The sequence below is a fragment of the Streptomyces bohaiensis genome (assembly GCF_012033785.1).
In the GTDB taxonomy this organism is placed as follows: domain Bacteria; phylum Actinomycetota; class Actinomycetes; order Streptomycetales; family Streptomycetaceae; genus Streptomyces; species Streptomyces bohaiensis.
In genome coordinates this window covers 32634-44905 of sequence record NZ_JAAVJC010000015.1, presented here as the reverse complement: position 1 = coordinate 44905, position 12272 = coordinate 32634, and the positions used below count along the sequence as shown (strand labels likewise).

Genomic DNA, 12272 nt, shown 5'->3' with positions numbered 1-12272 from the left:
TGCGCACCACCGGTGGGGTCGAGGTCGGCGCCGACGCGCGCATGCTGCTGCCGCTGGTCGGCAGCGAACTGGTCACCAACGTGCGGCGGCACGCCCCGGCCGTCCGCGACCGCGCGGCCGCCGCCCGCTGTCAGCGACCGCGCGGCCGCCGGGGCGTGCCGGGTGAGGCGCGGCCGCCGCCCGCTGTCAGCGGTGGCGCCGGACGGCGTACTCGGCCAGCGCCGTCAGTTCCCGCACGGCCCTCGGCCCCAACGTCGGTTCGGAGAGGGCCGACCGGGCAGCGGCCAGGTGGCGGTGGGCCTCCGCCAGTGCGGCGGTCCTGCCCCCCGCCTCCTCCGCCAGAGCGGCCGCCTCCGCGGGGTCCCCGTCCCGCTCCAGCACCGTGCGCAGCGCGCGCCCCGCGGGGGTCTCCGAGCGCAGCGCGGCGAGCACGGGGTAGGTCTTGCGGCGCTCCCGCAGATCGCCGTGGACAGGCTTCCCGGTCACGGCGGGGTCGCCCCACAGGCCGAGGACGTCGTCGGCCAGCTGGAAGGCCACGCCCATGCTGCGCCCGGCCCGGTCCAGCGCGGAGCTCGCGGGCTCCGCCGCCCCGCCCATCGCGGCGCCCATCGCGGCGGCACACCCCAGCAGGGCACCGGTCTTGCCCTCGGCCATCGCGAGGTACTCGTCGACGCGGACGGCCTGTTCTCCTGCCCAGGGGCGGGAGGAGAAGAGGAGGTCGTCGGCCTGCCCCCGCACCAGGTCGCCCAGGGCCCCGGACAGCATGCGCACGGTCGCCGCACCCTGCCCCGTGTCCCGGGGCCGTGCCACGGTCTCCACCGCCAGCGCGAACAGCGCGTCACCGGCCAGCACCGCGGGCCCGGTGCCGTACGCGCGCCACACGGTGTCCCGTTGCCGCCGGGTGAGGTCCCCGTCCATGACGTCGTCGTGCAGCAACGAGAAGACATGGACCAGCTCCGCGGCGACCGCCGCCGGAGCGCCGCGTCGCGCCGGCGCCCCCGCCGCCTCGGCGCCCAGCACGGCGAGGGCCTGCCGCACGCCCTTGCCCCCGTCGGCGGTGCGCCTCGCCGCCCCGCCCACCTCGCACCAACCGAACGCGTACCCCGCCATCTCGGCCAGCCACGGGTGCAGCCTGCCCACGGCGTCGACCAGGTCGGGCCGCACCTCGGCCCGGCAGCGGTCCAGGAGTCGAGCAGCCTCGCGGGCCGCCGGGTCGGCCGACGTCACCGGCGCAGGTCGTTCGGCCTCCCGGAGCGCGGGACCGCTCCCGGTCACGAGGCGGCCCCCGACGCGCCGACCGCCGGCGCGAGCCCGAACTCGTCCTGCGCCAAGTGCACCATCTCCAGCGCATGGCGCAGACCTATGCGTTCCATCGTCCCCGCCAGCTCGGCCAGCTCGGCGGCGGTCTCCGTCCGGTCGCGCCCCAGGCGCGCCCGGGACTTCGCCAGTCCGAGGCGCGCCAGCGCCTCCCCGCGCGGTTCGCTCATGGCGCGGAACTCCTCCAGCGCCTGCGCGTAGGACGCCCGCGCCTCCTCGAAGCGTTCCGCCCGGTACCGCACGTTGCCCTGCATCTTGTGGTTGTAGGCCAGCGCGCCGCGCAGGTCCATCGTGCGGCAGGTCCGCTCCGCCTCGCGCAGCAGGGTGAGCGCCCGCGCCATGTCGCCGTCCCGCACCGACACCACGTCGGCGAGCCCCCGGAGCGCCCATGCGTGGCCCCGGTGGTCGTCCGCGCGTGCGGCGATGCCGGCGGCCTCCTCGAAGAGCCGGTACGCGCTGTCGAGGTCGCCGGTGTTCCGGTGGATCTGCGCGATCCCCTCGAGCGCCCAGACGGTGTGGCGGGCCTCCCCGCGGCGCCGGGCCTCGGCGAGCAGCTGCTCGTGGAGGCGGCGGACCGCCTCGTAGTCGCCCTGGATGCGTCCGGTCTCCGCCATGCCGGCGAGCGAGTACCCGCGGGCGACGACGTCGCCGCCGCGCCCGGCGAGGTCGGCCGCGAGGCCCAGCAGCCGCCGGGCGAGGACGAGCCGGCCGCGCTGCCGGGCGAGCGTGCCGCCGCTCCACAGCGCCCACGCCATCGCGCCGGCGTCTCCGGCGGACCGGGCGGCACGGTAGGAGTCCCGCCAGGCGCGTTCCGCCTCCTCGGTCCGCCCCAGCCGACGGTACGCCTCGGCGGCGGCCAGGCCGGCGCGGGCCGTCTCCAGAGGGGAGCCGGCGCGGCGGGCCTCGGCCAGCTGCTCGGTGGCCGCGGCGAGCACGTCGGGCAGGGAGGAGTTGACGGACAGGGCGGTGAGGGCGCCCTGGTACTCGGGGGCGAAGGCCTGGCTGTACATCGATTCCTTTTCGGCTGGAGGCATCGGTCTGCGGAAGGAGTCCTTCCGCGCTCCCTTTATACCGCGTATGCATACGCGGTATCCACCTCGCCGTCCCGGCGGCGTGCGGCGGTGCCGGCCGATCAAACCGGGCCGCAGGCAACCCGGTTGGCCTCGCGCTTCGTGCCCGACCACCTCGCCTTCGCAGCCGCACGCCCCCGAACCCCCGAGCAGCGCCCCGACGTTCGGCCGGGGTGCGGGTGGGCAGGGACCGCTGGCGGTCGGGCGGCGGTCGGGACAGCCCCGCGGCGGCGTCCGCCGTCAGCGGGGCGTGGTGGGATGGGGCGGTGAACCGCGCGCTCGAGGACTCCAACCGCCGCATGCTCCGGGTGCGGGACGCCATGGACCGTGACCACGCCCTGCCGCTGGACGTGCCGGCGCTGGCCCGCCTCGCCCATGTCTCTCCGGCTCACTTCGCCCGTACCTTCCGCGCCACCTTCGGCGAGACGCCCCACCGCTACCTGCAGCGCCGCCGGGTCGAGCGGGCGATGTTCCTCCTCCGCCACACCGATCGCGGCGTCACCGACATCTGCTTCGAGGTCGGTTTCCGGAGTCCGGGCACCTTCAGTCGCACCTTCCGCGACATCGTCGGCCGGTCACCCCGCGCGTTCCGCCGCGAGGGCGGCGCGCTCGCTGTTCCCACCTGCTTCGCGATGGCGTGGGCACGTCCGGCGTCCGGCCCCTCCGGTGAGCGACCGCGGGAGGGCGAGGACGGCCGGGCGGCCCCGAGCGGGAAGTGAGCAGTTCCGGAGAAGTGCTCGCGCCGGGCCGTGGATACCGTCGTCGCATGTTCACCGGAATCGCACAGTCGCAGATCTACGTTCTCGACCAGGACCAGGCACGCGCCTTCTACGTCGACACCCTCGGCCTGGAGGTCGCCGCCGACGTCGACCTGGGTTTCATGCGCTGGCTCACCGTCAGTGTTCCCGGTCACCCGGAACGGCAGATCCTGCTGGAGAAGCCCGGTCCGCCCGCGCTGTCCGAGGAGACCGCCGCGCAGGTCCGCGCCCTGGTGACCAAGGGGGCGATGGGGGGCTGGCTCGTCCTGACGACCCAGGACTGCCACCGCACCCACCGCACGCTGCTGCAGCGCGGAGTCGAGTTCACCGAGGAGCCCACCGAGCGGCCCTACGGGATCGACTGCGGTCTCCGCGACCCGTTCGGGAACCGGATCCGGTTCACCCAGCCGACCGGCTGACCGCCCCGCCCCGGCCCGCGGTCGGCGCCTCCTCCCCGCGGGCCGGGGCGATACCCGGGCCGCGGGCGGCCCTCGCCGGGCTCAGCCGACGGCGCGCCGCACGAGCTCGGTCAGCTCGGCCACCGCCGCCTCGCTCAGCTCGGTCACCGCGTAGGAAGTGGGCCACAGGCCGCTCTCGTCGTCGAGCGCGGCCGCCGTGGTGAAGCCGACGGTCGAGTAGCGCTCCTTGTCGGCGTCCCCGCTGCGGAAGAAGCACACCACGGTGCCGCGCCGGGCGTACGCGGGCTGCCCGTACCAGAGCTTGGGCGCGAGGTCGGGAGCGTGGGTGGTGACGACGGCGTGGAAGCGCTCCGCCACCGCCCGATCGGCCGGCGGCATCTCCGCGATCTTCGCCAGCACCTCCAGTTCCTGCGCGGCTGCCTTGCCGCCCCGCGGCCGTTCCGCCTCCGCCTTGAGCTCCGCGGCGCGCTGTTGCAGCGCCGCGCGTTCCTCGGATGAGAAACCGCCGGTGCCCTGCGCCGGATCGACACTGCCGCCCATCGTCATCACTCCCCTGTGCGTGATCCTTGCTGCTCCACGGTGACACTACGGGCTCGCTCGATGCCGAGGCTTCTTCGAAACTGACCGGTTGCGTCGACACCGCACCGTTGAGTACCCCGTCGTACGCATGTCGGTCATCCGCTGACTCGCGCGTGTTCGGACCAAATAGCGCTGATTCCTGCCATTGATCGGCCACCGGGCTGTTCAGGGGGCCGAAGCGGCTATACAGGACGACCGAGGCGCGTGGGTCGTCTCGTTCCGGTGGGGTCGGGAGTGGGGAGAGGTCCGGCAGTGCTGACCGTCCATGTGACCGTGCTGCTCGCAGCCGTCGTCGTCGCGCGGTTGTGCCGCCGCACGCAGTCGCGGAGCAGGAACGACGAGAAGGTGACCGTGGTCCTCGTCCTCGCCCTGGGGGTCGTGCTGGCGCCCACCCCCGTGGGGCAGGCGATCTTCAGCGCCGTCGGTGAGCTGGCTGCCGGCGTCACCAGGGCGGGCCAGTGACAAGCCCCCCGCGCGGGACGCGGCGAGCGGCCGGGCCCCGCCGCGGGCGGGGCCCGCAGCGGCACCGGCGCAGGCCACCGCAGTCGGCGGCAGCCCGTGCGATGCCCACCCTCGCAGGCGTGGCCGCCCTGACGGCGCTCCTGGAGATCGTGCTCACCACCTGGTGGGGTGCGGCGTCGGTCGCGGCCCTCACCCTCTGCTCCGGAACCCGGCGCCAGGGGAGTCGTCGAGTCTCCCCGCGGCGTGCCCCGGCCGTGGGTGGCAGCGGCGGGGACGCGCTCTCGATGCTCGACGCGCTGCACCACGCCCGTTTCGAGGAAGCCGTGCGGGACATGTTGCGGCGCGACGGTTGCCGCGACGCGGTCCGCGTCGGTGGCGCGGGGGATCTCGGGGCGGATGTCAAGGCGACGGACCCCTTCGGGCGCCGCTGGGTCGTCCAGTGCAAACACCGACGGCGGGGCCTCGCCGGTTCCCCGGTGGGGACGCCGGACTTCCAGATCCTCAACGGTACGGCCCGGCAGGTGCACGGGGCGGATGTGGCGGTGATCGTCACCAACGGTCGCGTCACCGCCCCCGCGGCGGTCTTCGCCGGCCGCCAGCGGTTGCACGTCGTCGACCGACGGGTGCTGGGCGCCTGGGCCACCGGCAGCAGGCCGCTGTGGGAGCTGCTGCCCGCCGTGCCACCGCCGCGCCCCGCCCGCTGAGCCGCCACCTCCCGCCCGGCTGCCGGTCGCGGCCGCCCGGGGAAAGTGCGGGCGCTCCTTCTGCCGGGTACCGCGGACGTGCCGGGTGAGGCCGTTCAGCACGGGCACGCCGACTCGTCCGCCGGCGCCGCGAAGCGCTGCCCCTGTCCGTCCCGAACCTGCCGAGGAACCTCACGCGTGCTCCTCGCAGCCGAGCAGCACCGCCGGCTGCGAGGGGGGGGAACGTCCGCGCACATCACCGGACGCTCCTCACGGCCCCGCGTCGCGGACTCCCCGGCAGGACTCGGCAGTCCCCTCTCCACCACGTCGTTCCGGGGCAGCCCGACCCCGGTGCGGCGCGAGCAGAAACGGCACACACCTTCCGGGAACCTTCCGAGGCGAGCAACTCGCGGCCCAGCGGCGACAGAGCCGTCTCTCATCGGCCTCCGCGGTCCTCGGCCGGATCGAACCGGGCGGTTCCCAGCACGGACAGCAACCGCAGCGTCTCGTGAGCCGCGGTCCGCGGCTCGGCGGTGAAGACCAGCAGTGTCTGCGAGCGGTCCTCGGTGAAGAGCGCCTGGCAGTCGAGCTCGATGGCTCCCACCTCCGGGTGGAGCAGCGTCTTGCGGTCGGCGAAGCGTCGCGCCACTTCGTGCCGCTCCCACAGCTCCGCGAACTCCTCGCTCTCCTGCAGCAGCGCCCGTACCAGCGCACCGGCCCGTGACCGCGGCCCCTGCACGCCGTGGGCGGCCCGCAGGTTCGCGACCTGCGCCCGGCTCTGCCGGCCCCAATCCGCCTCCGGGTAGCGGGCGCGTTCTGCCGGGTCGGTGAACCAGCGGTGGATCGCGCTGCGGGCGAGTCCGGAACAGCGCGACGTGTCTCCGAGGAGAGCGACCGCCATCGGGTTCTGCGCCAGCGTCACCCCGAGGTCGGAGAAGACGACCGCCGGCGTGTCGTCGAGCCGCTCCAGCACGCGCAGCAGCCCCGGAGCCGCCCGGGTGGCGGTCGGGACAGCGGCGGGGGCGTGGTGCCCCGCGAGACGGTAGAGGTGGTCGCGCTCGTCGTTGCTCAGGCGCAGGGCCCGGCCGATCGCCCCGACCAGGCGGGGACTCGGCTGCGGACCGCGCCGCTGCTCCAGCCGCGTGTAGTAGTCGGTGGACATGACCGCCAGATGGGCGACCTCCTCGCGGCGGAGCCCCGGTGTCCGGCGTCTCGCTCCCGGAGGGAGACCGACGTCCGCGGGGCGGAGCCCCTCCCGGCGGCGGCGGAGGAAGTCGGCCAGCGCATCACGATTCATGGGGGCATTGTGGGCCCGACGCACGCGGCCCAGCCAGGGATCACCGATCCCCCGACAACCGCGCTCTGCCCGGGAGCCGCGCCGATGGCGAGCATCGCCGCATGAACCCATCACATCCGCACGGCACCCTGGCCGTGGTCACCGGGGGCAGCGACGGCATCGGCCTGGGGCTCGCCCGCCGCCTCGCCCAGTCCGGCGCCGAGGTCCTGATTCCGGTGCGCGACGCGGCCAAGGGCCGGGTGGCGCTCGAACGCATCGGTGGCACCGCCGACACCCGCGCACTCGACCTCGCCTCCCTGGAGTCCGTCGCCGCTCTCGCGGACCGGCTCACGGCAGAGGGACGTCCCATTCACATCCTGGTCAACAACGCTGCCGTCATGACACCGCCGACGCGCCACACCACGGTCGACGGCTTCGAGCTGCAGTTCGGTACCAACCACCTCGGGCACGTCGCCCTCGTCGCCGGCATCCTGCCGTTGCTCATCGCCGGCGCCGCCCGGGTGACCACGCAGTCGGCCCTGGCGGCCGCCATGGTCACGGGCATGCGCTGGGACGACCTCCAGTTCGAGCAGGACTACCGACCGTGGCCCGCCTACGGGCAGTCGAAGCTGGCGGCCATGCTGTTCGGCCTCGAACTGGACCGGCGGAGCCGGGACCGCGGGTGGGGGATCACCAGCAACATCGCCCACCCGGGGTTCACCGCCACCAACCTCCAGTCCGCCGGGCCCAGGATGGGCGGCGGTCGCTCGCCGTTCGACGCGGCGTTCCGACTCCTCGCCCCGCTGGGTTGGCCGGTACAGCGCGTCGACGGCGGTCTGCGTCCCGCTCTGCATGCCGCGACGAGCCCGGACGCACGGGGCGGCCGCTTCTACGGGCCCCGCGGGTGGGGGAGTCTCACCGGCGCGGCGCGCGAGCAGCGCGTCTACCGAGGCGCCCGCAGCCCGGAGGAGGCCGCTCGACTCTGGCAGGTCTCCTGCACGCTCGCCGGTGTCTCCTTCCCCGGCGACGACTGAGTCGGCGCGGTTCGGGGACGGCGCCGTGCCCGCCCGGCGCCGCGCGTCAGGGAGGCGCCGGCCTGCCGGGGGTACCGGCCGCCTCCCGCTCGACGACCACCAGGGCGGCGTCGTCCTCCAGGCTCCCCCGCACGTGCTGCAGGAGCGCGGCGCGGATCTGCTCCACCAGCTGCTGCGGTGCGTCATGGCCCAGCCCGGCCAGGTGGACCGGGAGATCGAAGAAGTTCCGCGCGGGATCACGCGCCTCCACCACCCCGTCGGTGTGGAGCAGCAACCGCTCGCCGGGACGGAACGGGAAGGTCTCCGCCCTCGCGGGGGTCGAGCCGAGGAACTCAGCGAGACCCAGCGGCGGCAGGGGCACCGCGGCTTCCAGGGAACGCACGCCCCCGCCGCTGAGCAGCAGCGGCGGGGGGTGGCCCCGACTGACCAGCTCCACGACCGGTTCGGTCGGTACCTGGGCGAGGAGGGCGGTGACGAACTGCTCGGCCGGGTCGTCCGGTCCGGTCCCGTCCGGTAGCTGCTCGGCCCGACGGATCTCCCGCTGCAGCGCGGCCTCGCAGCGCGTCATCACGTCCGCCAGTTCGGCCTCGTAGTGCGCCGCCTCCCGGAAGGCGCCCAGCACCGCGGCGGTGGTGCGCACCGCCGGCAGCCCCTTTCCGCGCACGTCGCCGACGAGGACGCGGATGCCGTACCGCGTGGCGAGGACCTCGTAGAGGTCGCCTCCGACCCGTGCGCCCGCCTCCGCCGCGAGATAGACCCCCGCGGCCCGTGCGCCCGGCAGCCGGTCCGGAACAGGGCGCAGCACCACATCCTGTGAGACCTGTGCGATGCGTCTGACGTGGGCCAGTTCCCGCTCCCGACGTGCCCGGGCGGCGCTGGACACCAGGCTGGCCAGCGATACCAGCAGCAGCGCCGACAGGTTCGCGTACACCTGCTGGCTGCCCCATGCCTGGTTCCAGGTCGCGGTGGCGCAACTGGCCGCGCCCGCGAGGAGGGCCACCGCCGCCGTTCCCCCGGGCCCCATCGTGAGCGCGGCCAGCGCCGGCGCGGGGGTGAGGAACGGGCCCGTGTAGAGGAAGTGCGCGGGGGAGAGCTCGATCGAGACCACCGCGACGATCGCGACGAACGGCAGGATCCGCGCGGCGGTGAACAGTGCACTGCCGGGTCGAATCAAGGTCGCCTCGGACCGCCCGCGGAGCTTGCGCATAGCCCGAGCGTCTCATCACCGGCGCCGCTCCGCTCGGCTCCGCGCGGGCGCCTCGGGCCGTGCGCCGGTCGAGGGCGCAGCGGACGGGGCAGGGCGGTGGACGGAACGTCGCGGGGCAGCCGCAGCGCGGGACAGCGGGACAGCGGGACAGCGGGGCAGGGAGACAGGGAGACGTCCGCGGCGTGTGCGGGCCCATCGGCCCGAGTCGCCGCATGGTCGGCTCCGCCGATGTCGTGGGCCACCGCCCCGTCGGTCTGTTGCCGGATCCCGGGCCTCGGCGTGGGAGTCGACCGCTCGGTGCTGGACGCAGCGGCCCCCCGGCCGCCCGGCCGTCCGTCGCTCAGGACTCCATGGCGGGGCCGCGCCACAGCTGGTTCGCCGCGCCGCTGCCGTCCCGGATGACGAGGTGGTGCCCGTTGTGGGTGCCGAAACCGGGCGCGTCCGGGCACTTGCCGGAGTGGACGCTGCGCAGGCTGCCGTTCGGCAGCCGCTCCCAGCACTGGTTGTCCGCGCCGTGGCACCGGTTCAGGCCGACGTAGGTGTTGTTCGCGGTGTGGGCGCGATGCACGTCCATGCAGTGGCCCATGGCGCGGACCGTGCCGTCGGCGTGGAAGCTCCATCGCTGCGCGTCCGTGCCGTTGCAGTCGTAGAGCTGTACGGGAGTCCCCTCGCGGGCGGTGCCGCCGCGGACGTCGATGCACCGGCCGGAGTGGACACCGATGATCGCGCCGGCCCCGCGCCCGCCGGCGGCGTGCAGCAGATCTCCAGCATGACCTGGAAGTAGGTCTGGTTGTTCTGGTGGGCCACGGGTCCCGCCGAGAGACGGCAGGTGGCGGCCGGATAGCCCTCGTTGGCGGCGGCCCCGTAGGCGGTGGCGTAGGCGGCCTGCAACGCGATGCTGTACGGCCCGCCCCCGATCCCGGGGAAGTACTTCGGGACGGTGGGCGCGTTGAGCGGCGCCGGGGCGCCGTCGTCGGACTGCTGGGCCGCGGCGGTGCCGGGCGACGCCACCGCGGTGGCCGCTCCCACCAAGAGGGTCGCGAGCACTGCCAGGGGCAGCAGGAGTGAACGGGCCAGTCGGTTCGTCATGGTTCCCCTCCGGAAGGTGACAGCTCATGCGAACGATCCGGCACGTCGCGTTCATCTCAGCTGGCGTCCGAGCCTGGTGCGGGACATCGCTCCGGCGGTGGAGGGCGTGGCGACTCCGTTGCGGAAAGTAGCGATCCGGTTCGGCGGACGTCCCCGCCACGCCCCCACGACGCACGGGCCCAGCCCGATCCGTGGCGGCCCGCCCCGCCGCTGCGCTGCCGTCGTCCCCCTCCGGACGCCGGTCCGGTCACGGTTCGCAACCGGGCCTCCGTCGTCGGAGCCGCGGCGGCGGCCCTACGCGCGCCGTACGGGATCGATCTCGTGGGCCCCACCGGGGCGCTGTGACCGTCGTTGATCGGGGGCCCGTGCCGGCGGTCGGGTGATCGTCGCCGTACGCCGAGCGGGACTCCATGCGGTCCTCGTCGACCCCACCGGCCGACACACCCGGTGGGTCGACGAGGACCGCATGGAGTCCCATCAATCGTGGGCCCCGATACCGGCGGCACCGGCAGTGCGCTGCCCCTCGCCAGGGGCCCGGCCGCAGAGGTCGCGCGCCGGAACGACACTCGTGGCCCCCGCGCGGCCGAACGGGGCAGCGGGGACCTGCCCCGCTGCCCCGTTCCGCCCGCGGACGACGACGGAGCGTCAGCCCGGCTCGTCGAGCGGGGCGGGGACCTCTCGGGGGTCGGGGCCGGCGCCGGCCGCAGGTTTCTCGACGGTGGCCGGTTCGACCAGCGGTGTGAGTGCGTTGAGCACGGCGTGCGGGTTCCGCCCCGACTCCACGAGTTCGGCGGCGTGGCGGATCACGGTCCCCACCGGCTTCTGGGCGGGGTCGTGCCCCGAGCAGCGCGCCGCGCGCCGCAGATCCAGGGCGAGGTACTCGTCGAAGTTCTCCGGCGCAGCGGCGCTGTACCCCAGGCTGCACATGCGGCGGACCGAGCTCAGCGCCGCCCGGTCACCCGCGTCCACCGACAGCGCCCCGTCGGTCATCTGCTGGCGGACGCTGTCCGCTTCTATCGCCAGTTCCACCACATCGTCCTCGTACATGACGGTGCACCTACCCCCGTCCGGACAAAGCGTGCACGATCAGTTGTGCGAAACCGTCACGGCCCGGGGCGGCATGCCAAGGAGAGGGGTGGTCGGCCCCTCCGCGACGCCGGCGGCCCCGTGGGTGTCCTCGGAGCGGACGACGGCGTCCGGACGAGAGGTCAGCCGTCCGCCGGGGTGGGTGTCCGCCACGCCGTCCTCGATCGTCTCCTCGGCGCCGTGGGCGCTGAACCGGGGGCCGTCGGGAACGTCCACGAACCGGCCCCGGTGCCCCTGGTGGGCGATGACGAGGCGGCCGGTGAGACCGCGCCGGTGCTTGGCGAGCGTCAGTTCGGCCTCACCGGCGAGCGGCATCCGCTGCCGGTAGGCGTCCGCCCGGTGCAGCAGGAGCACCAGATCGGCAGTGCGCAACACCCCGTCGGATTCCCGGAGGTCGGTCGGCGCCGGGCGGCGGTCGGGCGCCCGCGACTGATCGAGAGCAGCCGTCGCCACGACCGGGATCTGCAACCCCCGCGCCAGTCGGCGGAGTGCCCGCAGGACCTCGGCGCCCTCTCCGGCTCGGGGGGCGTCCCGCTGCGAGGAGCAGCTCGTCCGGACCGTCGACCGCCAGCAGGCGGAGCGCCTGTTCTCCGTGCAGACGCCGCGCCTGCACGGCCAACTCCCGGAGTGTCAGCGCGACAGGCGCGGAGACCCGAAGAGGCGCCGCATCGATGTCGACCACGGCCCGGGCCAGGCGCTGTTCCTCCCGTTCGGTCGTCGAACCGCTGTGCAGGTGCCGCAGCGGCACCGAACTCTCGGCAGCCGGCACACGGGTCGTCACCTCGTCCCTCTCCTCCAACGAACACAGCCACACCGGCCGCCGCTGCTGCAGGGCGACGTGGCGACAGACGTCCGTCAGCAGAGTGGAACGGCCCATCGCGGGACGGGAGGCGATGACCGTCAGCGTGCCGGGTGCCAGACCACCGGTCAGCCGGTCCAACTCGGCCAGCCCCGTCCGGGGCCAGGGCTGCCCCTCGCGCTGTGCCGCCACCAACCGCAGCACGCGGCGCGTCGGCCCCGCACCCAGCACGGCCGGTTGGTGCCGGTCCTCGTCGTCGCCGATGTCACCGCATTCCGGAGCGGCGACGGTCGACCCGCACGGCAGGTTCGGTGGCATCTCGACCGGGTCGGTGGCGGGCTCGGGGCCGGCGTGGTCCCTCATGGCTCCTCGTTCGGTCCTACGCGTACAACGGGTGCGCCGCAGCCCGGGTCACGTCGCCACACGGCCCGCGCCGGGAGTCCGACCGCCTGCCGTCCCACCGCCACGGCGGGCGCCCACCACGCGGCGTCCC

General features: G+C 74.8%; 12 protein-coding genes and 2 pseudogenes. 5 read left to right on the top strand and 9 right to left on the bottom strand.

Annotated features, from left to right (window positions below; all coding sequences use genetic code 11):
- Positions 1-186: 186 nt before the first annotated feature.
- Together HCN52_RS03935 and HCN52_RS03930 are read right to left on the bottom strand one after the other, a co-directional pair.
- Entirely contained in the window at positions 187-1227 is a 1041-nt protein-coding gene (locus tag HCN52_RS03935; protein ID WP_312876525.1) for a polyprenyl synthetase family protein, read from the bottom strand.
- A gap of 44 nt (positions 1228-1271) precedes the next feature.
- Complete coding sequence (locus HCN52_RS03930; RefSeq protein ID WP_168086943.1) at positions 1272-2327, bottom strand: tetratricopeptide repeat protein; 1056 nt, start codon at positions 2325-2327, stop codon at positions 1272-1274.
- 359 nt (positions 2328-2686) lie between these two features.
- Here HCN52_RS03930 and HCN52_RS03925 point away from each other — a divergent pair, with 359 nt between their 5' ends.
- Both HCN52_RS03925 and HCN52_RS03920 read left to right on the top strand, forming a co-directional pair.
- Positions 2687-3106, top strand: coding sequence for a helix-turn-helix transcriptional regulator (locus tag HCN52_RS03925; protein ID WP_168086945.1), 420 nt, complete (start codon positions 2687-2689; stop codon positions 3104-3106).
- 47 nt (positions 3107-3153) lie between these two features.
- Complete coding sequence (locus HCN52_RS03920) at positions 3154-3564, top strand: VOC family protein (protein ID WP_168086942.1); 411 nt, start codon at positions 3154-3156, stop codon at positions 3562-3564.
- A gap of 81 nt (positions 3565-3645) precedes the next feature.
- Here the strand turns inward: HCN52_RS03920 and HCN52_RS03915 are convergent, their stop codons facing one another.
- The gene (locus tag HCN52_RS03915; RefSeq protein ID WP_168086941.1) at positions 3646-4104 is read right to left on the bottom strand and encodes a DUF1801 domain-containing protein; all 459 of its coding nucleotides are present in this window, start codon (positions 4102-4104) and stop codon (positions 3646-3648) included.
- A 291-nt stretch (positions 4105-4395) separates the two neighbouring features.
- Between HCN52_RS03915 and HCN52_RS03910 the strand changes: the two genes are divergently transcribed.
- Positions 4396-4605: a hypothetical protein gene (locus tag HCN52_RS03910; protein WP_168086940.1), complete on the top strand. Its 210-nt coding sequence runs from the start codon at positions 4396-4398 to the stop codon at positions 4603-4605.
- A gap of 119 nt (positions 4606-4724) precedes the next feature.
- A complete protein-coding gene (locus tag HCN52_RS03905; RefSeq protein ID WP_312876524.1) occupies positions 4725-5309 on the top strand; it encodes a restriction endonuclease in 585 nt (194 codons plus the stop codon).
- Positions 5310-5724: 415 nt separating this feature from the next.
- Here HCN52_RS03905 and HCN52_RS03900 read toward each other — a convergent pair whose 3' ends face one another.
- A complete protein-coding gene (locus HCN52_RS03900; RefSeq protein WP_168086938.1) occupies positions 5725-6585 on the bottom strand; it encodes a helix-turn-helix transcriptional regulator in 861 nt (286 codons plus the stop codon).
- Between the two features lie 101 nt (positions 6586-6686).
- Between HCN52_RS03900 and HCN52_RS03895 the strand changes: the two genes are divergently transcribed.
- Positions 6687-7598 carry an SDR family oxidoreductase gene (locus HCN52_RS03895; RefSeq protein ID WP_168086937.1) on the top strand — a complete coding sequence of 304 codons (912 nt, stop codon included), beginning with the start codon at positions 6687-6689 and terminating at the stop codon, positions 7596-7598.
- 46 nt (positions 7599-7644) lie between these two features.
- Here HCN52_RS03895 and HCN52_RS03890 read toward each other — a convergent pair whose 3' ends face one another.
- From HCN52_RS03890 to HCN52_RS26340, 5 genes and pseudogenes are all read right to left on the bottom strand, one after another.
- Positions 7645-8805: a PP2C family protein-serine/threonine phosphatase gene (locus HCN52_RS03890; RefSeq protein WP_168086936.1), complete on the bottom strand. Its 1161-nt coding sequence runs from the start codon at positions 8803-8805 to the stop codon at positions 7645-7647.
- A gap of 340 nt (positions 8806-9145) precedes the next feature.
- The gene (locus HCN52_RS03885; protein ID WP_168086935.1) at positions 9146-9922 is read right to left on the bottom strand and encodes a ricin-type beta-trefoil lectin domain protein; all 777 of its coding nucleotides are present in this window, start codon (positions 9920-9922) and stop codon (positions 9146-9148) included.
- Between the two features lie 617 nt (positions 9923-10539).
- Positions 10540-10941: a hypothetical protein gene (locus HCN52_RS03880; protein ID WP_168086934.1), complete on the bottom strand. Its 402-nt coding sequence runs from the start codon at positions 10939-10941 to the stop codon at positions 10540-10542.
- 39 nt (positions 10942-10980) lie between these two features.
- Positions 10981-11502 (bottom strand): annotated as a pseudogene (locus HCN52_RS25855) (DnaB-like helicase C-terminal domain-containing protein); the annotation flags it as partial.
- Positions 11503-11551: 49 nt separating this feature from the next.
- A pseudogene (locus HCN52_RS26340) lies at positions 11552-12097 on the bottom strand (DnaB-like helicase C-terminal domain-containing protein); the annotation flags it as partial.
- Positions 12098-12272: the final 175 nt, after the last annotated feature.